This window comes from Modestobacter sp. NPDC049651, assembly GCF_040659695.1.
Classification (GTDB): Bacteria; Actinomycetota; Actinomycetes; order Mycobacteriales; family Geodermatophilaceae; genus Modestobacter.
In genome coordinates this window covers 186,545-208,273 of record NZ_JBFAOG010000002.1, presented here as the reverse complement: position 1 = coordinate 208,273, position 21,729 = coordinate 186,545, and the positions used below count along the sequence as shown (strand labels likewise).

At 77.7% G+C, this 21,729-nt stretch carries 22 protein-coding genes; 9 read left to right on the top strand and 13 right to left on the bottom strand.

What is annotated here, in order from left to right:
• The first annotated feature begins 45 nt into the window (after nt 1–45).
• Nucleotides 46–657, top strand: coding sequence for a LysE/ArgO family amino acid transporter (locus AB0J00_RS04325; RefSeq protein WP_357740668.1), 612 nt, complete (start codon nt 46–48; stop codon nt 655–657).
• Between the two features lie 3 nt (nt 658–660).
• Here AB0J00_RS04325 and AB0J00_RS04320 read toward each other — a convergent pair whose 3' ends face one another.
• Together AB0J00_RS04320 and AB0J00_RS04315 are read right to left on the bottom strand one after the other, a co-directional pair.
• On the bottom strand, nt 661–1,314 hold the full coding sequence (locus AB0J00_RS04320; RefSeq protein WP_357740665.1) for a response regulator transcription factor: 654 nt from the start codon (nt 1,312–1,314) through the stop codon (nt 661–663).
• A complete protein-coding gene (locus AB0J00_RS04315) occupies nt 1,311–2,471 on the bottom strand; it encodes a histidine kinase (RefSeq protein ID WP_357740662.1) in 1,161 nt (386 codons plus the stop codon). The genes AB0J00_RS04320 and AB0J00_RS04315 overlap by 4 nt, the downstream gene beginning before the upstream one ends.
• A gap of 174 nt (nt 2,472–2,645) precedes the next feature.
• On the opposite strand from AB0J00_RS04315, the gene AB0J00_RS04310 reads away from it, so the two are divergent.
• Nucleotides 2,646–4,790 (top strand): MMPL family transporter, encoded by a 2,145-nt coding sequence (locus AB0J00_RS04310; protein ID WP_357740659.1) that lies wholly within the window; start codon nt 2,646–2,648, stop codon nt 4,788–4,790.
• Nucleotides 4,791–4,844: 54 nt separating this feature from the next.
• Here AB0J00_RS04310 and AB0J00_RS04305 read toward each other — a convergent pair whose 3' ends face one another.
• The 5 genes from AB0J00_RS04305 to AB0J00_RS04285 all read right to left on the bottom strand — a co-directional run bounded on the left by AB0J00_RS04305 (nt 4,845) and on the right by AB0J00_RS04285 (nt 8,276).
• Nucleotides 4,845–5,669 (bottom strand): PD-(D/E)XK nuclease family protein, encoded by an 825-nt coding sequence (locus tag AB0J00_RS04305; RefSeq protein WP_357741350.1) that lies wholly within the window; start codon nt 5,667–5,669, stop codon nt 4,845–4,847.
• 39 nt (nt 5,670–5,708) lie between these two features.
• Complete coding sequence (locus AB0J00_RS04300; protein ID WP_357740656.1) at nt 5,709–6,566, bottom strand: PHP domain-containing protein; 858 nt, start codon at nt 6,564–6,566, stop codon at nt 5,709–5,711.
• Between the two features lie 25 nt (nt 6,567–6,591).
• Nucleotides 6,592–7,329, bottom strand: a complete 738-nt coding sequence (locus tag AB0J00_RS04295; RefSeq protein ID WP_357740653.1) for a PH domain-containing protein — start codon at nt 7,327–7,329, stop codon at nt 6,592–6,594.
• Nucleotides 7,330–7,337: 8 nt separating this feature from the next.
• Nucleotides 7,338–7,496 (bottom strand): hypothetical protein, encoded by a 159-nt coding sequence (locus tag AB0J00_RS04290; RefSeq protein ID WP_357740650.1) that lies wholly within the window; start codon nt 7,494–7,496, stop codon nt 7,338–7,340.
• A 156-nt stretch (nt 7,497–7,652) separates the two neighbouring features.
• The gene (locus tag AB0J00_RS04285) at nt 7,653–8,276 is read right to left on the bottom strand and encodes a DUF6758 family protein (RefSeq protein WP_357740647.1); all 624 of its coding nucleotides are present in this window, start codon (nt 8,274–8,276) and stop codon (nt 7,653–7,655) included.
• An 87-nt stretch (nt 8,277–8,363) separates the two neighbouring features.
• On the opposite strand from AB0J00_RS04285, the gene AB0J00_RS04280 reads away from it, so the two are divergent.
• The 3 genes from AB0J00_RS04280 (at nt 8,364) to AB0J00_RS04270 (ending at nt 10,345) form a co-directional block, all read left to right on the top strand.
• Nucleotides 8,364–8,813 (top strand): NUDIX domain-containing protein, encoded by a 450-nt coding sequence (locus AB0J00_RS04280; protein ID WP_357740644.1) that lies wholly within the window; start codon nt 8,364–8,366, stop codon nt 8,811–8,813.
• Between the two features lie 114 nt (nt 8,814–8,927).
• Nucleotides 8,928–9,416 carry a hypothetical protein gene (locus tag AB0J00_RS04275; RefSeq protein ID WP_357740641.1) on the top strand — a complete coding sequence of 163 codons (489 nt, stop codon included), beginning with the start codon at nt 8,928–8,930 and terminating at the stop codon, nt 9,414–9,416.
• On the top strand, nt 9,413–10,345 hold the full coding sequence (locus AB0J00_RS04270) for an MFS transporter permease (RefSeq protein WP_357740638.1): 933 nt from the start codon (nt 9,413–9,415) through the stop codon (nt 10,343–10,345). Before AB0J00_RS04275 ends, AB0J00_RS04270 begins: the two co-directional genes overlap by 4 nt.
• Nucleotides 10,346–10,355: 10 nt before the next feature.
• Here the strand turns inward: AB0J00_RS04270 and AB0J00_RS04265 are convergent, their stop codons facing one another.
• Entirely contained in the window at nt 10,356–10,649 is a 294-nt protein-coding gene (locus tag AB0J00_RS04265; protein WP_357740635.1) for a WXG100 family type VII secretion target, read from the bottom strand.
• 154 nt (nt 10,650–10,803) lie between these two features.
• Here AB0J00_RS04265 and AB0J00_RS04260 point away from each other — a divergent pair, with 154 nt between their 5' ends.
• Entirely contained in the window at nt 10,804–14,949 is a 4,146-nt protein-coding gene (locus tag AB0J00_RS04260) for an FtsK/SpoIIIE domain-containing protein (protein ID WP_357740632.1), read from the top strand.
• Nucleotides 14,950–14,968: 19 nt separating this feature from the next.
• Here AB0J00_RS04260 and AB0J00_RS04255 read toward each other — a convergent pair whose 3' ends face one another.
• The 4 genes from AB0J00_RS04255 to AB0J00_RS04240 all read right to left on the bottom strand — a co-directional run bounded on the left by AB0J00_RS04255 (nt 14,969) and on the right by AB0J00_RS04240 (nt 19,165).
• Entirely contained in the window at nt 14,969–15,472 is a 504-nt protein-coding gene (locus tag AB0J00_RS04255) for a hypothetical protein (RefSeq protein ID WP_357740629.1), read from the bottom strand.
• Nucleotides 15,473–15,575: 103 nt separating this feature from the next.
• Nucleotides 15,576–16,979 carry a wax ester/triacylglycerol synthase family O-acyltransferase gene (locus AB0J00_RS04250; protein ID WP_357740626.1) on the bottom strand — a complete coding sequence of 468 codons (1,404 nt, stop codon included), beginning with the start codon at nt 16,977–16,979 and terminating at the stop codon, nt 15,576–15,578.
• A 78-nt stretch (nt 16,980–17,057) separates the two neighbouring features.
• On the bottom strand, nt 17,058–18,338 hold the full coding sequence (locus tag AB0J00_RS04245; protein WP_357740623.1) for a chromosome partitioning protein: 1,281 nt from the start codon (nt 18,336–18,338) through the stop codon (nt 17,058–17,060).
• Nucleotides 18,338–19,165, bottom strand: coding sequence for an SAF domain-containing protein (locus AB0J00_RS04240; RefSeq protein ID WP_357740620.1), 828 nt, complete (start codon nt 19,163–19,165; stop codon nt 18,338–18,340). The genes AB0J00_RS04245 and AB0J00_RS04240 overlap by 1 nt, the downstream gene beginning before the upstream one ends.
• A 199-nt stretch (nt 19,166–19,364) precedes the next feature.
• On the opposite strand from AB0J00_RS04240, the gene AB0J00_RS04235 reads away from it, so the two are divergent.
• Complete coding sequence (locus AB0J00_RS04235) at nt 19,365–19,634, top strand: helix-turn-helix domain-containing protein (protein ID WP_357740617.1); 270 nt, start codon at nt 19,365–19,367, stop codon at nt 19,632–19,634.
• Nucleotides 19,635–19,670: 36 nt separating this feature from the next.
• Here the strand turns inward: AB0J00_RS04235 and AB0J00_RS04230 are convergent, their stop codons facing one another.
• On the bottom strand, nt 19,671–20,237 hold the full coding sequence (locus AB0J00_RS04230) for a hypothetical protein (protein ID WP_357740614.1): 567 nt from the start codon (nt 20,235–20,237) through the stop codon (nt 19,671–19,673).
• A 91-nt stretch (nt 20,238–20,328) separates the two neighbouring features.
• On the opposite strand from AB0J00_RS04230, the gene AB0J00_RS04225 reads away from it, so the two are divergent.
• Both AB0J00_RS04225 and AB0J00_RS04220 read left to right on the top strand, forming a co-directional pair.
• Nucleotides 20,329–21,039, top strand: a complete 711-nt coding sequence (locus tag AB0J00_RS04225; protein ID WP_357740611.1) for a hypothetical protein — start codon at nt 20,329–20,331, stop codon at nt 21,037–21,039.
• 82 nt (nt 21,040–21,121) lie between these two features.
• Nucleotides 21,122–21,724 carry an Rv3235 family protein gene (locus tag AB0J00_RS04220; protein WP_357740608.1) on the top strand — a complete coding sequence of 201 codons (603 nt, stop codon included), beginning with the start codon at nt 21,122–21,124 and terminating at the stop codon, nt 21,722–21,724.
• Nucleotides 21,725–21,729 lie beyond the last annotated feature (5 nt).

Sequence of the window (21,729 nt, the reverse complement as noted above, 5' to 3'; positions counted from 1 at the left end):
GATCTGTAGCGGCGCTTCAGCCGCCTGCCGACCTACCGTTCCGGCGTGCTCCTCCCCGCCCTCGCCGGCCTCGCCGCCGGCCTCTCGCTCATCGTCGCCATCGGCGCGCAGAACGCGTTCGTGCTGCGCCAGGGGCTGCGGGTCGAGCACGTGCTGCCGGTGGTCGCGGTCTGCACCGTGTCCGACGCGCTGCTGATCACCGCCGGGGTGGGCGGGCTCGGCACGCTGGTCGAGCGGGTGCCCGACCTGCTGCGGGTGGTCAGCGTCGCGGGCGCGGCCTTCCTGCTCTGGTACGGCGCGCTGGCGGCCCGGCGGGCGCTGCGCCCCTCGGCCCTGGTGGCCGCGGACGCCGGCACCCGCACGGGACTCGCCGCCACGGTGGTCACCTGCCTGGCGCTGACCTGGCTCAACCCGCACGTCTACCTGGACACCGTGGTGCTGCTCGGCTCGCTGGCCAGCACCTACGCCGACCACCGCTGGGCGTTCGGCGCCGGGGCGGTGCTCGGCAGCCTGCTCTGGTTCACCGGCCTGGGCTTCGGCGCGCGGCTGCTGCGGCCGGTGTTCGCCCGGCCGGGCTCCTGGCGGGTGCTCGACGCCGCGATCGCCGTCGTGATGGCCCTGATCGCGGTGTCGCTGCTGGTGCGCGCGTTCGGCTGAGCGTCAGCGGGACACCAGCCCGGCCCGCCAGGCCAGCGCGACCAGCTGGGCCCGGTCCCGGGCACCCAGCTTGGTGAGCACCCGGCCGACGTGGGTGCGGGCGGTGGCCGGGCTCATGTGCAGCTCCCCGGCGATCTCCTCGTTCGACAACCCCTCGCCGACCGCGCCGAGCACCTCGCGCTCCCGGTCGGTCAGCAGCCGCAGCAGCCCGTCGTCGCGCCCCGGTGCGGGGGCGGTGAGCGCCGCGGACAGCACGCTGCGGGTCACCGCCGGGTCGAGCACCGCGTCGCCCGCCGCCGCGGCCCGCACCGCCCGCCGCAGCTCGTCGGGCTCGGCGTCCTTGAGCAGGAACCCCGCGGCACCGGCCCGCAGCGCCGCGAACACCAGCTCGTCGTCGTCGAAGGTGGTCAGCGCCAGCACGGCCACACCGCCGAGCGCGGGGTCCGCGACGACCCGGCGGGTGGCCTCGACGCCGTCCACGCCGGGCATCCGCAGGTCCATCAGCACGACGTCCGCGCCGTCCGCCCGCAGCGCGCGCAGCGCAGCCGCGCCGTCGGCGGCCTCGCCGGTCACCCGCACGTCGTCGGCGCGCTCGAGCACGGCCCGCACGCCGGCCCGGACCAGCGGCTGGTCGTCGACGACGAGGACCCGGATCACGCCGGCGTCCGCACCCGGCCGGTCTCCAGCGGGAGCACCGCCCGGACGGCGAACCCGCCGTCCGGGCGGTCGCCGGTGACCAGGTCCCCGCCGAGCAGCGTCACCCGCTCGCGCATGCCGGTGAGCCCGTGACCGGCCGGGCACCCGGCGCTGCCGCGACCGTCGTCGACGACGCTGACGGTGACCCCGTGCTCCCCGTGGGCGACGGTCACCGTCGCGGTGGTGGTCCCGGCGTGCCGCAGCACGTTGGTCAGCGCCTCCTGCACGAGCCGGTGGGCGGTGGTCTCGACCGCGGCGGGCAGCGGCCGGGCGTCCCCCCGCACGTCCAGCCGGACGTCGAGGCCGGCCGCGGCGGTGGCCGCCACCAGCTCGGGGACGTCGGGCAGCCCGCTCACCCGGGTGGTGCCGGCGGCCGGCCCGCGCAGCAGCCCGACCGTGTCGCTGAGGTCGTGCAGCACGTCGCGGCTGACCCCGCGGATGGTCTGCAGCGCCCGGCGCGCGGCGGCCGGGTCGTCGTCGAGCGACTCGGCGGCGACCGCGGCGTGCAGGGTCACCACCGCGACCGCGTGGCCGAGCAGGTCGTGGACGTCGCGGGCGATCCGGATCCGCTCCTCGGCCACCCGGCGCTGCGCCTCGGTCTCCCGCTCCTGCTCGGCGAGCCGCAGCCGGCGGTCCAGCTCGGCCTGCCAGCCGCGGCGCGAGCGGACCGCGTCGCCGAGCGCCAGCACCGCCGCCAGCAGGGCCAGGGACACCGCACCGTCGTAGCCCAGGACCAGCCCCGCCTGCTCGTGCTCGTTGTCGCTGAGCAGCCGGAACACGATGGACAGCGCCAGCCCCGCGCCACCCACCGCGGCGCCCAGCCGCAGCCGCCCCGACTGCGCGACCACGAAGAAGGCGGGCGCCAGCGGCAGGATCAGCCCCACCGCCGAGTAGCCGGTCCAGTAGTAGCCGTAGAGCAGCGCGATGCTCAGCAGCAGCGCCGGCACGGGCGCGCGGCGGGCGCCCAGCATCGGCAGCCCGACCAGCGCCGCCAGCGCGAAGCCGACCGCGTCGGTGGGCCTCGCCTCCGGCTCCAGGTGCCCGGCGAGCGCGGCCCAGGCGGGCAGCACGGAGGCGAGCACCAGCACGACGTCGGTCCGGCCCGGGCGCCAGCTCATGCCCGGAGGCTAGGACGTCGGAGGCGGTCCCGGCGTCCGCGCTGCGACGTATCCCGGCCGCCGCTCGCTACGCCCAGGTGCGCAGCCGGAACGGGTTGCGCGGCGGACGCGGCCGGCACGCGGCGTCCCTAGCGTTCGGCGCGTCCCACCGGCCGCCTCCCCCAGGAGTTCCCCGTGCTCGGCTCCCTCGCCCGCTCCTGCGTCCGCGCGCGGCGCCTCGTCGTCGCGCTGTGGCTGGTCTGCGTCTTCGGGCTGTCCGCCCTGGCCGGCGCCTTCGCCGGGCCGACCAGCGACGACTTCACCCTGCCCGGATCCGAGAGCACCCGTGCTGCGGACCTGCTGGCCGAGGCCGGGTTCGAGGCCCGCTCCGGCTACCAGGCGCAGGTGGTGCTGCACCGGGCCGGCGGGGTCGACGACCCGGGCGTCCGCTCGGCGGCCGCGGACCTGGCGGCCGGCATCGCCGACCGGGTGCCCGGCGCGGAGGTGGTCAGCCCGTTCGACCCGGCCGGCGCGGAGCAGGTCTCGGCCGACGGGACCACCGCCTACCTGCGGGTCGACCTGCCGCAGCGCACCACCGAGGAGCTCACCGAGGTCGGTGACACGCTCGGCGCGCTGCGCACCGACGTCGCCGTGCCCGGGCTGCAGGTGGAGGTCGGCGGGCTGCTGCCCGACGAGGACGGCGGTGGACCGCCGGCCGAGGTGATCGGGGTGCTGGCCGCCGCGGTGATCCTGTTCCTGGCGTTCGGCTCGCTGCTGGCGATGGCGCTGCCGCTGGTGGTCGGCGTGCTCGGCGCGCTGTGCGGCGTGGCCGCGATCGAGCTGGCCGCGCACGTCATCGACGTGCCCGGCTTCGCCGGCGCCGCGGCCGGGATGATCGCGATCGGGGTCGGCATCGACTACTCGCTGCTGGTGGTGACCCGCTACCGCGAGGCGCTGCGCGACGGGCTGCCGGTGGTCGAGGCGGTGGTGCTGGCCCAGCGCACCGCGGGCCGGTCGGTGCTCTTCGCCGGGATCACCGTCGTCATCGCCTCCCTCGGACTGGTGTTCATGGGCCTGACGCTGATCACCGGCGTCGCGATCGGCATCGCGGCCGCGGTGCTGGTGACCATGCTCGCCGCGGTCACGCTGCTGCCCGCGCTGCTGGGCTTCGCCGGGGCCCGGCTGGCCCGGGCCCGCGGCCGGCGGGGCGGCACCGGCGGGACGGCGGCCGCCCGGTGGGCCCGCGCGGTGCAGCGCCGGCCGGTCGCCGGGCTGGTCGGGTCGCTGGCCGTGCTGCTGGTGCTCGCCGTCCCGGTGCTGGACCTGCGGCTGGGCTTCAGCGACGCCGGCACGCTGAGCACCGCGGACACCGGCCGCCGGGCCTACGACCTGCTCGCCGACGGGTTCGGCCCCGGCGTCAACGCCCCGATGGCCGTGGCGGTGTCCGCCCCCGACGCCGGCGCGGTGGCCACCGACCTGGCAGGGGCGGTGCGCGCCGATCCGGGTGTCGCGTCGGTCGGCCCGGCGGTCGTGTCCGCCGACGGCGGGACGGCGGTGCTCCAGGTCATCCCGTCGTCCGCGCCCCGCGACGAGGCCACCACCGACCTGGTGCACCGGCTGCGCGAGGACGTCGTCCCGGCCGTGGCCGGCGACGCCGAGGTGGCGGTCGGCGGGGCGCAGCCGGCCGCGGTCGACTTCGCCGACTACACCGCCGAGCGGCTGCCGCTGTTCCTCGGGGTGGTGCTCGGGGTGTCGTTCCTGCTGCTGGTCCTGGTGTTCCGCGGGCTGCTGGTGGCGCTCAAGGCCGTGGTGGTGAACCTGCTGTCGATCGGGGCGGCCTTCGGGGTGCTGGTGGCGGTGTTCCAGTGGGGCTGGCTCGCCGGGGCGCTGGGCATCGAGGGCGTGGCCCCGATCGAGGCGTGGGTGCCGATGATGCTGATCGCGATCGTCTTCGGGCTCTCGATGGACTACGAGGTGTTCCTGCTGTCCCGGATCCGCGAGGAGTACGACCGCTCAGGCGACAACAGCGGTGCGGTCGTGCTGGGGCTGTCCCGGACCGCGCGGGTGATCACCGCGGCCGCGGCGATCATGGTGTGCGTCTTCGGCAGCTTCGTGCTCGGCTCGTCGCGGGAGCTGCAGCTGTTCGGGTTCGGCCTGGCGGCCGCGGTGCTGCTCGACGCGACGCTGGTGCGGATGGTGCTGGTGCCGGCGGCGATGGAGCTGCTGGGCCGGGCCAACTGGTGGCTGCCCCGCCGGGTCGACCGCGCGCTGCCGCACCTGACGGTGGAGGCCGACCCGGCCCCCGCGGCACCGCCGCCCGAGCCGGCCGGCGTCCGCTGACCGTCCTCCCCCGTCGGCCTCCTCGTCGGCTGCCTCGCCGGCTTCCGCGTCGGCTCAGTCGTCGGCCAGGAAGCTCCACGTCTCGCGGGCCGGGGTCGCGGCCTGGCCCGTGGGACAGCTCGGCCGGAAGTCGCACCAGCTGCACTGCCGGCCGGGCGTGGTCGGGAACGCCTCGTCGGGGCTCTGCCCGGCGTCGACCGCCTCGGTGGCGGTGGCGATGTCAGCCGCGATGTCCTCTGCCCGGCGCACGTGGTTGGCCAGCGACCTGTCGGTGTGCTCGAACGCGGCCACGGTGCCGGTGGGCAGGTGGTGCAGCTCGACCCGGGTGCACGGACGGCGCAGCGTGCGCCGCACCCCCAGCACGTAGGCGGCCAGCGCCGGTGACCCGCGGGCATCGTCGTCGGTGCTGGGCACCCGGCCGGTCTTGTAGTCGACGACCACCAGCTCGTCGCCGCGCCGGTCGATCCGGTCGACCCGGCCGGACAGCGCCAGCGCGCCGGTCGTCGTCCCGACCGTGCGCTCGGTGCCGGCCGGCTCGTCGGCCGGGTCGAGCCCGGCGACGTACTCGGTCAGCCAGCCCGCCGCCCGGGCCCGCCACCGCTCGCTCTGCTCGGCGTCGCGGAACCCCGCGGGCTGCCAGGCGCCGTACAGCAGCTGGCGCGCAGCGGCGGTGGTGCGCTTGTCGACCGGCAGGTCGAACCAGGAGCGCAGCGCCAGGTGCACGGCGGAGCCGACGCTGTTGTGCGCCCACGGCGGCCCCTTGGGCGGGGTCGGCCGGTCGACGTAGCTGAACCGGTAGCGGCGCGGGCAGTCGGCGAAGGTGGCCAGCTTGCTGGGCGTGCAGGAGAACAGCCGCTTGGGCATCCCGGGCATCTCCATCTGCACGGCGGCCACGCTATGCCGGGGGTCCGACAGGACTCAGCCGGTCAGGACGGCGTGCCCCGTGCCCAGCTCGACCAGCCGCGCGTACTGCTCGGGATCGGTGGTGCAGGCGCCGATCGGGGTGACCTTGTTGGTGCCGTGGTAGTCGCTGGACCCGGTGCGCAGCAGCCCGAGCTCGTCGGCGAGCGCGCGCAGGTGGGCGCGCTCCTCGAGGCTGTGGTCGGGGTGGTCGACCTCCAGGCCGAGCAGCCCGGCGTCCGCCATCGCCCGGATGGCGTCGTCGCCGACGACCCGGCCGCGCTTGGTGGCCAGCCCGTGCGCGAACACCGGCACCCCACCGGCGGCGCGCACCAGCGCGATGCCGTCGACGACGTCGGTGTCGGCCTTGGTCACGTAGTGCGGGCTGCGGTGGTCGAGCAGCGTGGCGAACGCCTGGTCGACCGAGGAGACGACGCCGGCGTCGACCAGCGCGCGGGCGATGTGCGGGCGGCCGACCACCCCGCCGGCGCTGTCCTCGACGATCTGCGCCCACTGCACCGGGTAGCCGGCGGCGACCAGGTTGGCGACGATCCGCTCGCCACGGGTCAGCCGCTCCTCGCGCAGCCGGGCCCGCTCGGCGGCGAACGCCGGGTGCTGCGGGTCGAACAGGTAGGCCAGCAGGTGCACGCTGATCGGCGGCTGGTCACCGGGCAGCCAGCGGCAGGACATTTCCATGCCCGGGACGACGGTCAGCCCGGCCGGTCGCGCCTGCTCGGCGAGCGCCCAGCCGGCGGTGGTGTCGTGGTCGGTGAGCGCGACGACGTCGAGGCCGGCGCCGACCGCGGCGGCCAGCAGCGCGGCCGGGCTGTCGGTGCCGTCGGACACCGCCGAGTGGGTGTGCAGGTCGATGCGCACGCCCCCAGCCTGCCCCACGGGCCGGTCAGCGCGAGCGGCGGACCCGCGGGATGGGCTGGGTGTCGCGCTGCCGGCCGGACCGCTCGGGGCGCTCCCGCCGTTCGGGGGGCTGCGGCTGGCGGGCGGTCGGGTGCTGCCCGCGCCGGCGGTCGGGGCGAGGGCCGCGCGGGCCGGAGTAGGGGTCGACGTCGTTGGCCGTGCCGTCGTCCAGGGTGCCGGTGCCGTCGTCGTCGTCGCTGACCGGGCTCTTGGAGACGTCGTCCCGGAACATCAGCTCGGAGAGCCGCTTGTACAGCGCCCCGGCGTGCGGCATGAACGTGATGACGTCGAGGCCCTGCTTCTGCCCGGCCGACTCGAACCGGAAGGTGCCGTAGCCCAGGACCTGGCCGAAGAACGTCTCCTTCCAGGTCAGGTCGGTGATCCGGCGCAGCGGCATGATCGCCACGGTCCGGATGATCACGCCGCTGGTGAGCAGCACCCGGCGGCGGGTGACCAGGAAGTGCCGCACCCACCACTCGGCGACGTGCAGACCCAGGTACACCAGCGCGCCGAGCACGGTGAGCAGGCCGATGGTGCTGGTGACCCGGTTGTCCGGGGCGGCCTGCAGCAGCCAGCCGCCGGCGGCCAGCACCGGCAGCCCGCGCGCGAACGGGCGCACGAGCACGGCCCAGTGCCGCCGGGTCGCGATGATCGGCGGCTCGTCGTCGAGCAGGTACTTGTCGGCGTCCTTGCCCCAGCGGGGGCGGCGGTTGCCGGCGGTCACGGGAGCGCTCAGGCGAGCGAGCCCACGAAGTCCGCCAGCGACGACGCCGCGCTGCCCAGCGCCTCGCCGGCGTTGCGCACGATGTTGGCCGAGGACTCCGGCTGCTTGATCAGGTAGAAGATCACGAATGCGACGGCCAGCCAGGTGAGGACCTTCTTGAGGCTCACACCGCTCCCCTGCGTCCGGAGGTCACTGCCGTCCACCCGGCGACCCCGGACGTGCCCGAGGCGCACAGCAGCACGGCCCGGCTGGGCCGAGGCACATGGGTAACACGAGTCCCACGGGCACCGTCGGCGCCACGCCGGTCGGGACGGGACAGTCCGTCAACGACCGGGCAGCAGGTGCTCGGTCGGCGGGCCGAGCGGCAGGTCGGGCGGGACCCCGTCGCGCAGGTCGCGCAGGCCGAGGTCCTCGGCGAGCAGCCAGGCGGCGGTGGCCGGCCAGATGACCAGCCACAGCCACACGCCGTAGGCCTCCCCCACGAACGCGGCGCGGTCGTCGGTGGTGGGCACGTCCCAGAGCGCGGCCCGCTGGCCGGCGGCCCGGACGGCGGCCGCCGACGGCCCGGAGATCAGTTCGCCGGGGTCGACGCCGGGCAGCCCCGCGTAGCCGCAGCCCAGCCCGGTGCCCGGCTCCTCGGCGACGAGCACCAGCTCCGCCGACCCGCCGAGCGGACCCGGCCCGGCCGCGTCCACCACGATCGCCCGCGCGCCGGGCTCACCGCCCCAGGCGACGCCGGTGACCGCCCACCCGCCGGGCAGCGGGTCGGGCACCCAGGCCGGCACCCGGGCGTCGGTGCAGACCGCGGTGATCTCGTCGTGCATCAGCACGGCGGTGTGGTGCAGCGGGGTGACGATCGCGTGGTGGGGGCACCAGCCCTCGGTGCCGTCCCCTGGGCGGACCGTCAGCACCTCGCCGCAGCGCGGGCACACCGGGGAGACGCTCATCGCCGCTCACCGTCCTGTTCCGGGGACTCGCCGTCAAGCACCTCGGCCGCCGGGGCGGCCCCGGGACGCTGCTCGTAGCCTCGCGGCGTGACCGCCTCCGCGCCAGTCCCGGCCGCTCCGGAACCCGCCGGGTCGGTGCGCGAGGTGCCGTGCGTGGGGGCGGTGGTGCACGACGCCGCGGGGCGGCTGCTGCTGATCCGGCGGGGGCACGCGCCGAACGCCGGGCTGTGGTCGGTGCCCGGCGGCCGGGTGGAGCCGGGTGAGACCGAGGCCGCGGCGGTGGTGCGCGAGGTCGCCGAGGAGACCGGGCTGACCGTGCGGGCCGGTGCCGTGCTCGGCCGGGTGCGCATCCCCGGGGACGGCGTGGTGTTCACCGTCGCCGACCTGGCCTGCACGCTCACCGACCCGGCGCAGCAGCCGGTGGCCGGGGACGACGCCGCGGACGTCGCGTTCGTCGACGCCGCCGCGCTGGGGGCGCTGGAGTGCACGCCCGGGCTGCGCGAGGCGCTGGGCGGCTGGGGCGTCCTGCCCCGCTGATCCGCGGTTCCCGAGGGCACCTCAGGCAGCACCTGTGCCCCAACCGGAACGCCGGTCGTCCGCCACGGACCGACGATGACCCGTCCGGACCGGCGGCGCTCCTACGATGGGCCGATGGTCGTCCAGTCCGCCCCTGACCTGGTCGCAGAGCCCGAGGTGGTGCGGCTGCCACGGCGCGGCCGGACGGTGCGGCTGGCCGTGGCCGGCGCCCTGCTGGCGCTGATGGCGGTCGGCAGCGCGTGGGGCACGGACCACGACTTCCCGTTCGGCCCCTGGAAGATGTACTCGACCCGGGCCGACCCCGACCAGCCGGTGGTGTCGATGCGGGTGGTCGGGGTGACCGCCGACGGCCAGGAGGTGCGGCTGTCCGGTGGCCAGGTGGGGCTGCGCCGGGCCGAGTTCGAGGGCCAGGAGCCCCGGATCAAGGCGCACCCGGAGCTGCTGGGCCTGCTCGCCCACGACTACGCGGAGCACCACCCGGACGCCCCGGAGCTGGTGCGCGTCGAGGTCGTGCAGCGCTGGTACGAGCTGCACGACGGGCTGAAGACCGGCGACTGGTACGACAAGGTGATCGTCGACCACCCGCTGGGCGGCGACCGGTGAGCCTGCTGTCGCGGAGCTCCCGCGAGCCGGTGGCCGAGGACCTCCGTCCCGAGGTGGCACCGGCGGTCCCGCTGACGCCGAGGTGGTGGTTCCGGCCGGTGCCGCTGGCCCGGATCGCGGTGTTCCGCACCATCGCCTACCTGTTCATCCTCGTCGACGTCTTCGTCACCACCACCTGGGTGAAGGCGCACGCCGACGTGCCCACCGCCTGGTACCAGCCGCTGCGCATCGCCGAGCTGCTGCACCTGCCGGTGCCCACCCACGCCGTCGTCGTGACGGTGCAGTGGCTGCTGGTCGGGTGCGCGCTGGCCGCGGCCACCGGGCGGGCACCGCGCGTGCTCGGGACGGCCGTCTTCCTCCTCTACGCCGAGTGGATGGTCATCGCGATGAGCTACGGGAAGGTCGACCACGACCGCATCTCGTTCCTCGTCGCGCTGGCCGTGCTCCCGACGGTGGGCCGGGCCCGGTTCCGCGACCGCCGCTCCAGCGAGGCCGCCGGCTTCGCGACCGCCGCGATCCTGGTCGCGGTGATGCTCACCTACTTCATGGCGGCCTGGGCGAAGGTGCGCTTCGGCGGCTGGGACTGGCCGACCGGCGCGACCATCGCCCGCGCGGTGATCCGCCGCGGCAGCGTGTTCTCCGACTGGACGCTCGACGTCCCGTACCTGCTGCCGGCGGTGCAGTGGGCGATGATCATCGGCGAGTTCGCCGCGCTGGTCATCCTGCTGGTGCGCACCGACCGGATGCGGGTCGCGCTCGTGCTCGGCCTGCTCGCCTTCCACGTGATCACCTACCTGGGGCTGGGCATCGTCTTCCTCCCCCACTGCATCGCGATCCTGTCGGTGCTGCCGTGGGAGAAGCTGCTGGCCCGCCGGGCGACCGTGCCCGAGGTGCCGCCCGCCGGCGCCCCGGGCCCGGCTCCCGGCTGACGCGCTCCGGTCAGCCGAGCGCACCGATCCGCGCGGCCAGCTCGGCCTCCTGCTGCTGGTAGGCGCCGGCGACGCCGGTGAGCAGCTGCCCCATCCCGGTCAGCGCCTCGGTCACCCCCTGGCTGGACTGCCGCCACCGCTCGTACAGCTCGCTGAACTGCACGGCGGCCTGGCTGTCGGTCCAGCCCTCGAGCACCGAGCTGTTGATCGTGGTCGACAGCGTCGCGTGCCGGGACGTCGTCTCGGCGGCCTCCCCCTGGCAGCGCGCGGCCATGGTCTGCAGGGTGCCGATCTCGACTCGCATGGTTCCTCCTGTCCGGTGCCGGGCCCCTCCCGGTGGCGGAGGACGTTAGGCGGCCGGACGGATCGGCGCCGCCGTCGTCCACAGCCGCCGGGTTGTCCACAGCCGGGCCGCCGCTCGGCGTCCTGGACCGGCCGCCGACGGCACCATCGGCCGCGTGCCGCAGCTCCTCCCCTCCCGTCCCGCGCCGTCGCCGGGCTCCCGCACCTGGACCGTCCAGGGGCGGGCGGGCGCCGTCGACCTGGCGGTGACCGCCCCGGACGACGCCACCCTCGCCGACGTCCTCCCCGGGGTCCGGGCGGCGACCGGCGAGCCGGACGCCGCGCTGTGGGCCGGCTCCACCGAGCTGCCCCCGGCCACGGCGCTGACCGCTCCCGAGCTGGGGCACGGAGCGGTGCTCGGCCTGGGCCGCCCGGGTCCGCGCGGCGCGGAGTCCGGATCGGGCGCCGTCGAGCTGCAGGTGACCGCCGGGCCCGACGCGGGCAGCTCGCTGGCCCTCGGCCGCCGGCCGGTGGTGATCGGCAGGGGCGGGAGCAGCGACGTGCCCGTGGCCGACCCGGACGTCTCCCGCCGGCACGTCGCGGTCGCCGTGGCCGACGGCCGGGTGACGGTGGCCGACCTCGGCTCCCGCAACGGCACGCGGCTCACCGGCCCCGCCGGTCCGGTCCCGCTGCCCGTCGGCCCGGTGCCCTGGCCGGTCGGGACGAGCGTCCTGCTGGGCGGCTCCGCGGTCCGGCTGACCGGACCGCAGGGCGGGCCGGTCGACTGCACTGCCGCCCCGGCGGGGCGGCTGCGGGTCCGCGGGCTGCGCTCGGCCCGGGCGCCGCTGGGCGAGACCGTCGTCGCCGTCCCCGCTGCGCCCGCGGACCCGCCGCGCCGGAAGCTGGGGCTCGTCGCGGTCGCCGTCCCCACCGTCGGCGGGCTCGCCATGGCCTGGGTGTTCGGCACCCCGCAGTTCCTCTTCTTCAGCCTGCTCGGCCCGCTCGTCGCCGTCGGCACCTGGTGCTCCGACCGGCTCTCCGGCCGGCGCTCCGGCCGGAGGGCTCGGGAGGAGCACGCGGCCGCGCTGGGTGCCGCGGAGCGGGCGGTGGCTGCCGCGGTCGCCGCGGAGGTGAGCGCCCGCGAGGAGCGCGCGCCGGACCTCGCCCGGCTCGCGTCGGCTGCCCGGCGGCGCAGCACCCCGCTGTTCAGCCGCACCGCTGCCGACGACGACGCCCTGCTCGTCCGGCTGGGGGCGGGCCCCGGCACCACCCGCGTGGTCCGGCGCCTCCCCGGCGGTGAGCGTGCGCCGGTGGTCGCCGACCGGTTGCCGGTGGCCGTCGACCTCGCCCGCTCCGGTGGGCTGGCCGTCACCGGACCGCGCGGCCCGCTGCTCGGCGTGGCCCGCTCGCTGCTCTGCCAGCTCGGCACGCTGCTGCCGCCCACGGACCTGCAGCTGGTGCTGGTCACCGGACCCACCGCCACGGCCGACTGGCGCTGGGCGCGCTGGCTGCCGCACCTGCGGGTCACCTGCTCCCCGGCGGAGGCGGCCGAGGCGGTCACCGCCCTGCTGCCGGCCCGCGCGGGCACGGCCGGGTCGACCGCGGCCGGTCCGTGGACGGTCGTCCTGCTCGACGGGCCGGGCGGCGGTGAGCTGGCCGCTGCGGTGTCCGGGCGGGACCGGGTGGTGCTGGTCGAGCTGGCCCGCGACGACGCGGGCGTGACCGCCGGGGCGCCGACCCGGCTCGAGCTGACCGGGGAGCTGGGCACGGCCGGCCGGCTCAGCCGCCCGGGACCGGGCACCGGCGCCGAACCGGTGCCCGCCCTGGACGGCGTGAGCGGGCCGACCGCCGCGCGCGTCGCCCGCGACCTGGCGCCGTTGTGGGCACCGCCGCCCGGCGGCGACCTGCCCGCGGACGTCCGGCTGCTGGAGCTGGGCGGGACCACGGACTGGCCGGCCGACCGCGGCTCGCTGCACGCCGTCCTCGGGGTGGGGGAGGCCGGCCCCGTGGAGGTGGACCTGGTCGCCCAGGGGCCGCACGCGCTGGTCGCCGGCACCACCGGATCCGGGAAGTCGGAGCTGCTGCAGACGCTGGTCGCCAGCCTGGCGCGGCACCACCCGCCCGACCGCTGCAGCTTCCTGCTCGTCGACTACAAGGGCGGGGCCGCCTTCGCCGAGGCGGCCGCGCTGCCGCACACCGCCGGGCTGCTCACCGACCTCGACCCGCAGTCGACCGAACGGGCGCTGCGCTCGCTGACCGCCGAGCTGGTCCGGCGCGAGGAGCTGCTCGCCGCCGCCGGGGCGCGGGACGTCACCGACCTGCCCGCCGGGGTGGCGCTGGCCCGCCTGGTGATCGTTGTCGACGAGTTCGCCACGCTGGCCGAGGACCTCCCGGGGTTCCTCTCCGGCCTGGTCGGGATCGCCCAGCGCGGCCGGTCCCTCGGCGTCCACCTGGTGCTGGCCACCCAGCGCCCGGCCGGGGTGGTGAGCCCGGAGATCCGGGCCAACTGCTCGCTGCGGCTGTGCCTGCGCACCACCGACGAGACCGACGCCCGCGACGTGCTGGGCAGCCCGCTGCCCGCGGGGCTCCCGGTGACCCGGCCGGGCCGCGGCTACCTGCGATCGGGCAGCACCGAGCCGGTGCTGCTCCAGGTGGCCCGGGTCTCCGGCACCGCGCCGCCCGATCCCGACGCGGTGCTCGTGCGCCCGGTGCCGTGGCCGCCACCGGTGGCGGGACCCGGTTCCCGCACCACCGCGCGGCCGACCGGCGGCAGCGACCTCGCCCGGCTCGTGGCCGAGCTCCGGACCCGGTCGACCGCGGAGGGCCGGGCGCTACCACCCCGCCCGTGGTTGCCCCCGCTCCCCGACCGGCTGTCCGCGGGCGCCACCGACCCGGCCGGCGACGGGTCCCCGGCCGAGGTGCTCACCCTCGGGCTGGTCGACCGGCCGGACCGGCAGGTGCAGGAGCCGCTGCACCTCGACCTCGCCGCCGGCGGCTCCTGGCTGCTGGTCGGCGGCCCCCGCAGCGGGCGGACGTCGGCCCTGCGCGCCGTGCTCGCCGAGGCGGTGCACCGGCTCCCACCGGACCGGGTGCACGTGCACGTGCTCGACGCCGGCGACGGGTCCCTCGCCGCGTCCGCCGGCGCGCTGCCGCACACCGGGACCGCGGTGCCGCGCGACGACCCGTACCGCAGCGTCCGCCTGGTGGCCCGGCTGCAGGAGGAGGTCGACCGCCGGCGGGCGGGCCCGGGCGGCAGCCCGCCGCTGCTGCTCCTGGTCGATGGGCTCGAGGCGCTGTCCGCCCAGCTCGACGAGGCCGATCCGACGACCGGGTCCGCGGCGCTGCTGCGGCTGGTCCGGGACGGCGCCGCGGCCGGGTTGACCACGGTGCTGACCGCCGAGCGGGCGGTGCCGGGCAGCCGGGTTTCGGCCGCGGTCACCACCCGGCTGGTGCTGCCCCTGCCGGACCGCGCCGACTACGCGGTGGCCGGGTACCCCGCGCGGCTCGTCCCCGCCCACCGGCCGCCGGGCCGGGCGCTGGTCGGCGAGGAGGGTGCCGAGTGCCAGCTGGTGCTGCCCCGGGAGCCGCTGGTCCCGGCGAGCGCACCGGCCACGGCACCGGCTCTGCCGGGTGCCGGTGGCCCGCTGCGCCTGGTGCGGCTGCCCGCGGACCCGCTGCTCCCGCTGCCGCGCGGGCCCGTGCCCGGCCTGCTGCTGCCGCTGGGGCCGGGCGGCGACGAGGGCGACCCGGTCGTGGTGGACCTGGCGCGGACGGGAGGGCTGCTGGTCGGCGGGCCGCCCGGCAGCGGCCGGTCGGCGACGCTGGCCGCCGTCGGTGCCTGGTGCACCGCCGCCGGGGTGCCGGTGGTCGCGCTGACCGACGCCCCTGACCCGGCGGCGCGAGCCGCGCCGGCGCCGCCGCGGATCGACCGCGCGGACGCCGAGGGCCTGCGGCGGTGGACGGCCGCGCTGACCGGCAGCGGGGTGGTGCTCGTCGACGACGCCGCCGCCCTGCCCGACGCGACCGCCGACGCGCTCGCTGCGCTCAGCCGGCCGGTCGGGCGGCTGCTGCCGGTGGTCACCGGCAGCGTCCCCGACCTCGCTGCCACCCACCGGGGCCCGGTCGTCGGGCTGCGCCGGTCACGGGCGGCGCTGCTGCTGCGCCCGGCCGCCGGTGAGGCGGAGCTGCTCGGGCTCCGGTTGCCGCGCATGCCGGTGCCGCCCCGGCCGGGAGCCGGCTGGCTGGTGACCGGCGGCGCCGTGACCCGGGTGCAGGTCGCCCGGCACCGGCCGGCCGTGGCAACCGTGGTGGAGGCGGCGTGAGGCCACCGCACCGGCCCGGTCAGAGGAGCTCGAGCGCCGGACCGATCTCCTGCGTCGCGTACCAGGCCAGCTCGTGCCCCTCGGCCTGGTCGACCACGAACTGGGAGTCCTCGCTGCCGAGGTCGGCCTCCAGGACCACGCCCACCGCGGCCCGGACGTCCTCCTCCGCGTCGGCCGTGTCGATGTGCGCGCTGGCCACGTCCCGCAAGGCGACGTCCGCGGTGGTCCGGGCTGCGCCGGGGTCGGCTCCCTCGTCGTGGATGGGGGTGACCGAGCCGTCGGGGACGTCGGCGGCCAGCACCACCCGCCGCCGGGCCGCCGCCGGGTCGACGTCGATCAGCCGCAGGCTCGCCCGGGCCGCGGCCAGCAGCGCGGCGTACTCGAGCTCCTCGTCGTCGTCGCTGAGCTGGTAGTGCTCCCGCAGCTCCGGGGTCACCGTGAAGACGGTGAGCGGCCCGTCCAGTCGCCCCTGGTCCACCAACCGCTGGAGCACGGTCGTCGTGGCCGGCAGGTACACGCGCACGCGGGTGCCTCTCTCTCGTCGTCGGACAGCGACCGTAACGCCGGGGCGCACCCGGCCAGTCCCGGCCCGTCGACCAGGCACCCACCCGGGAGGACTCGACGGCTCAGGAGGCGAGCTCGACGAGGTACGCGACCTCCTGCTCGAGCAGGTCGGCGAGCACGTCGACGTCGCCGATCGTGTCGCGGTCGGCGTTGAGGCCGACGTACACGGTTCCGTCGTAGCTGGTCAGCCCGATCGACAGGCCCTGCCCGCGGGCCAGCGGCACCACCGGGTAGACCTCGCGCATCCGGGCGCCGCCGACGTACAGCGGCACCTGCGGGCCCGGCACGTTGGTGATCACCAGGTTGAACAACCGCCGGGACAGCCCGCTGGCCGCCCGGGCGCCCAGCGCGTGCAGCGTCGGCGGTGCGAAGCCGGACAGGGTGCTGAGCGTGCTCGCGCCCACCGACCGGCCGCTCTGCGCGAGCGCCGCCATGGCGAAGCTGATCCGGGCCAGCCGCACCCGCGGGTTGGTCTCCCCCACCGGGAGGTCGACCAGGAACGACGAGACGTGGTTGCCGGCGTCGTCGTCGCCCCGCACCGACAGCGGCACCAGCGCGCGGACCGTGGTGCTGCCGACGACCGGCTCGCCGCGGGACAGGAGCCACTCCCGCAGCGCACCGGCCACGGTGGCCAGCAGCACGTCGTTGACGGTGCCGCCGAGCTCCTTGCGGACCGTGCGCAGGTCGTCCAGCGCGGCCCGGGCGACCGCCACCCGCCGCTGCCGGCCGATCGGGGCGTTCAGCGGGCTGGACGGCGCCGGGGAGACCGTCGTGCGGGCCACCGCCTGCACCAGCCCGCCGAGCGCGCCGGCCCAGCGACCCGCGGTGGCGCGGATGTCGCCGGCCGCCGTGCGGGCGGTCTCCGCGACCGCCGACGGGCGCTGCAGGTACTCCTCCACCGCCTCCCACACCAGGGCCGCGGCGCCGGGCGGGCGACGGGGGCGCCACTCGGCGGTCGGCGGCGGTGCGGACCCGGCGTCGCCGGTCCCGTCCGGGCTGGTGTCGAGGATGACCTGGCCGATGTCGATGGCACCGAGGCCGTCGACCAGCGCGGGGTGGGTCTTGGTCACCACCGCCACCCGGTCGCCGGCCAGCCCCTCGACCAGGTACATCTCCCACAGCGGGCGGCTGCGGTCCAGCGGCCGGGCGGTGAGCCGGGCGACCAGGTCGAGCAGCTGCTCCTGCGTGCCCGGCCGCGGCAGCGCCGACCGCCGCACGTGGTAGCCCAGGTCGAACGCCGGGTCGTCGACCCAGACCGGGTTGGCCAGGTGCCCCGGCACCTCCACGACCTTCTGCCGGTAGCGCGGCACCAGCGGCAGCCGGGCGGAGACCAGTTGGACGAGGGCGGCCAGGTCCAGCCCCCCGGCCGGGGGCTCCAGCACCAGGACGCCCCCCACGTGCATGGGCAGCCCCGACTCCTCGAGGTACAGGAACGAGGCGTCGAGCGCGGTGAGCCGTGCGACCAACGGACCCTCCCTTCCCAGCGGCGTGGCCACGCTACGGCCTGCGGGGCCGAGCCGACACCCGAGCGGCCGAACCCCTGGTCAGCGGCGGCCGCGGCGGCCGCGGGAGGGGGTCGCGGGCAGGCCGGCGAGCTCCGCCGCCAGCGTCCGCAGTGCGGTGCGCAGCGGCGAGCGGGGGGCCACCTCCGCGAGCGTCCGGCCGGCAGCGAGGACCGCGTCGGTGGCCCGCCGGTCGGCGGGCAGGAACGCGTGCACCTCCGCGTCGGCGAACCGGTCCAGCGCCGCGGCGATCTCCCGGCGGGCGTCACCGGGCACCGGCCCCGGCCGGACCTGGTTGACCACCACCCGCGGCCGGACCTGCGGGAGCACCTCCCGCAGCTCGGCCAGCGCGCGCACGGTGCGTTGCAGCGCCACCGGGTCGGCGCCGCTGACGCACAGCACCTCGTCGGCGTCCTCGAGCACCGTGGTGGTGACGCCGTTGCGCCGCGGGGCGGCCGTGTCGAACGACAGCTCCTCGTCCTCCTCGACCGCGAAGGCGCAGTCGACCACCGTCAGCGGGCTCAGCCGCCGGCCCTCCGCCAGCACCGTGGCCACCGCCTGGGGCCGCAGCTCGGGCCACCGGTCGGCCCGCGCCAGGCCGGTGAGCACCCGGAGGGTGGGCGTGACCGACCAGGCGAGCCGGGCCAGCGCCGCGCCGTCGAGCGTGCCGGCGCCGGCCTGCCGGGCCGCGGCCGCCACCCCGGGCGACTCGTCGAGCAGCCCCAGCACCTGCGCGACCACCCCGCCGTACACGTCCGCGTCGACCAGCAGCGCCGGCACCCCGAGCCGGGCGGCCTCGTCGGCCAGTCCCACCGCGACGGTGGTGCGTCCCGGGGCACCGGTCGGCCCCCAGACCGCGACCACCCGCCCCTGCCCGGCAGGCCGGGCCGCCTCGTCGGGATCGACACCCAGGGCGGGCAGCGCCGCCCGCGGGTCGCCGACGTCGTGCCCGGCGTCCGGGCCCCCGGCGACGGCGTCACGCAGCGCGCGGGCGATGACCTCCGGGGCGGCGTCGGCCGGCAGCACGGTCCGGACGCCCAGCTGGCGCAGCCGGTCGGCGGCCGGCTCGTCGCCGGGCTCGACCAGGCCGACGACCGCGATCCCGGCCGCGGTGAGCCGGGTGACCGCCGCACCGTCGAGCCGGCGCAGCTCGGCCGACAGCAGCGCCGCCTGCCCGGTGCCGGTGGTCGCGGCGGCCAGCAGGTCGGCGACGTCGACGCACCGGCGGACCACGGTGACCCCGTGGTCCTCGCGGTCGAGGGCGCCGACGAGCTCGGACTCCCAGGCGGCGCCGGTGACCGCGGTGAGGACCTGGAGCGCCATCAGCCGGTCGGCCCCGCGGCCGCTCCGGACGGCAGGGCTCCGGACGGCAGGGCTCCGGACGGCAGGGCTCCGGACGGCAGAGCCCCCGACGGGAGGCTCCCGGACGGCGCGGCACCCGACGGGCCGGCTCCGGTGGGGGCCGCTGCCGCGTCGACCGAGGCGCGGGAGGCGACCACGAGCGCGCGGCCACCGATCGCGGCGAGCACGCCGGCGGCGTCCTCACGCGGCACCGCGACGACCACCTGGACGGTCGTGGTCGCGGTGGACAGCACGCCGCTCCCCCGGCCGCCGACGGTCTGCACCGGGGCCGCGGCCAGCACCCGGTCGACGTCCCCACCGGTCGTGGTGGCACCGGCGGCCGGGTCGGCCACGGCGTAGACGTCGACGAGCCGGCCGCGGGACAGCCCCGGCGGCACGTAGCCCGCCTGCACCGGCAGGGCCAGCTCGACCAGGTCCGCCTGCTCCTCCAGGGCGGAGCGCGGCAGCAGCTCACCGGAACCGACCGCGCGGGCGAGCACCCGCCCCTCGGGACGGGTGGCGGTGGCCAGGTAGGACCGCGCGACGTCGTCGAGCCGCACCGGGACCGGCACCAGGTCGGCGGCGGTCAGCACGGTGCCGGCGGCCAGGTCGTCGGCGGCGGCCCAGACCGGCACGGTGGCGTCCGCGGCGCTGACCACGCGGGCCCCGACCAGCACGGAGCCGAGCACCAGCAGGACGCCGAGCACCAGGCGCAGGTCCAGCCACCGTGGCGGGCGCACCCGGCGCGGCACCGGCCCGGTCGGGGCGGCACCGGTCGCGGTGCGGGGTGGGGCGGTCGGCGCGCTCATGGCCGGTCGTGCCTCCGATCGCGGGCATCCGTGCTGGTGGAACGCGTGCCGGTGGGCGGAACGCGGACGCGGAGGCAGATCATGACCGAGGAGCGCCGGTCGCCGCACGGGTTGTCCACACGTTCGGGTGGCCCGTCCCGGCCGCCGTCCCCCGGCTGACACACTGGGCGGCACCTTCGACGGGAGAGACACCGCCCCCATGGCCGAGCAGCGCTTCCTGACCCTCGACGACGTCGCGGAGATCCTCAACGTGTCGTGGTCGCAGGCCTACGCGCTGGTCCGCCGCAAGGAGCTCATCGCCATCCAGATCGGCGGGCGCGGGCAGTGGCGGGTGGAGAAGGACGAGCTGGAGCGCTTCATCCAGCAGAAGTACGCCGAGGCCCGGGCCACTGCCGGGGTCGACGAGCCGGTGCCCGACGACACCGGGGCGGACGCCGCCGCCGACACCGGGGCCGAGTCCTCCCGCTGACCCCTCCCCGGTCGCTCCCCGCGCGGAGGGCCCGGGTCAGCTGACCGGCGGCGGCAGCCGCCGCACCACCGCGACCGCGTCGACGACGACGGCCCGCACCCCGGTCACCGCCGCGGCCCGCCGGGGCCGGTCGGCCGGGTGCTCGGCCACCTCGACGAAGTCGGCGCCCACCCGGTCGATCGTGCCGGTGACCGCGGTGCCGTCGTCCAGGAGCACCTGCACCGCGGCGCGGTCGCGCACCAGCCCGCGCAGCGCCCGGCGGAGGTCCAGCCGCCGGGCCACCGCCCCCTCCGGCGCCGGCACGGTGACGGCGGTCAGCCCACCCACCGCGCGGACGGCGCCGGTGCCCACGAGCAGCTCCCGCTGCTGGGCGTCCTGCAGCAGCAGCCAGTCGGGGCCCACCTCCAGCAGCCGGCCCCCGACCTGGCCCGCCCCGCGGCAGGTCAGCAACACCTCCGCGCCCACCGCGCCGTGCAGCCGGTCGACCAGCCGCAGCCGGCCGTGCTCTGCCCGTGCCCGCGACCCGGACTCGGCATCCGCGGCGCGCGCCTCCTCGGCGACGGCCTGGGCCTCGAGGTCGGCGAACAGCTGCTCCCAACGCATGGTCGCAGGCTAGCTGTCCACAGATCCTTGCGTTTGCTTGCATTTGGTTCCATTAATGGTGTTTCGTCTCACCGCACCGGAAGGAGTGCTGATGACGAAGCTGCACTGGGTCGGGACGTCGGCCATCATGGCGGCGGTCGCCTGGGCCCTCGTCCTGGCCGGTCCTGGGCTCGCCGACGCGCGCGCGACGCTGACCGCTCCGCAGGCCACCGTCGACGCGGGCGGTCCGGACGCGCTGCTCGTCGTGGGCGCTGCCGGGCTGGCCTGGCTGACCTGGGCCTGGGGCGCGCTCGGGCTGCTGCTCACCGCTCTCTCCGCCCTGCCCGGCCTGCCCGGCCGGGTGGCCGCGGGGGTGGCGGCCGCGGTGCTGCCGAACGGCGCGCGCCGGGCCGCGGCGCTCGCCCTCGGCCTCAGCCTGAGCGTGACCGCGCCCCTGGCGGCGAGCGGCCTGCGCACCGGCCCGGTGGCCGGCCCCGCCGGGGTGGTCACCGCCTCGGCCGCCGTTCCGCTCGACCGGTCCGCCCCCGCGCCCGACTGGCGTCCCGGCGGATCGCCGGCGGCACCCGACTGGCCGGCCGCCCCTGGCGCCGGCAGCGCGCCGGGCGAGCACGTCGTGGTGCGCGGCGACTGCCTCTGGGACCTCGCCCGCGCCCACCTCACGGCGGCCGCCACCGGCGCCCCGGTCACCGACGCGCAGGTCGCCGCAGCAGCGCACGCCTGGTGGCGGGCGAACGCCGCCGTGATCGGCCCCGACCCGGATCTGCTGCTGCCCGGTCAGGTGCTGCGCCCGCCTCCCGCCTGACGGCCGCCCGACCACCGCCAGACGGCCGACGCCCGAGGGCCGACGCCCCGCCCCACCCGCACGAAGAGGAAGAGCACCCCCGATGAGCGCCCCCGCCTCCCCGCTCGACACCGCTGCCCCGGCCCGCGCCGCCCACCCCGGCGACGCCGACCCCGGCGACGCCGACCGGTCGCGCCTGCACCTGGTCGTCGTCCCGACGCCCGGGCCGCCGCTGCTGGACGAGCGGGTGCCGCTGCGGCTGGTCGTGCCCGGCCGGGTGCTGCCCCGTCCCGCCCCGGCGCCGGGCCCGCGGCCGCGCACCGGGCCGACGCCGGCCGGCCCCGGCGACGACCGGCACTTCGGGCCGACCTGGACCCGCCGCACCGACCTGCCCGACGCCGCGGTGACGGGCCGGCGGCTGGTCACCCTCGTCCTCGAGGCGTTCGCGGGTCGTCGGCCGGTCAGCCAGCTGCAGGCGGTGGTCAGCCCTCCGGTGTTCGCCGCGCTGTCATCGGGCCGGCGGCCGCGGTGGTGCGCCGAGGGGACGTCGCCGGTCCTGGTCGGCGCCGTGCGGGTGTGCGAGCCGGTCGACGGCGTGGCCGAGGTGAGCGCCGTGGCCCGGCGCTCCGGGCGCGCGCACGCGGTCGCCGCCCGGCTCGAGGGCATCGACGGGCGCTGGCGGTGCACCTCGCTGCAGATCGGCTGAACGCA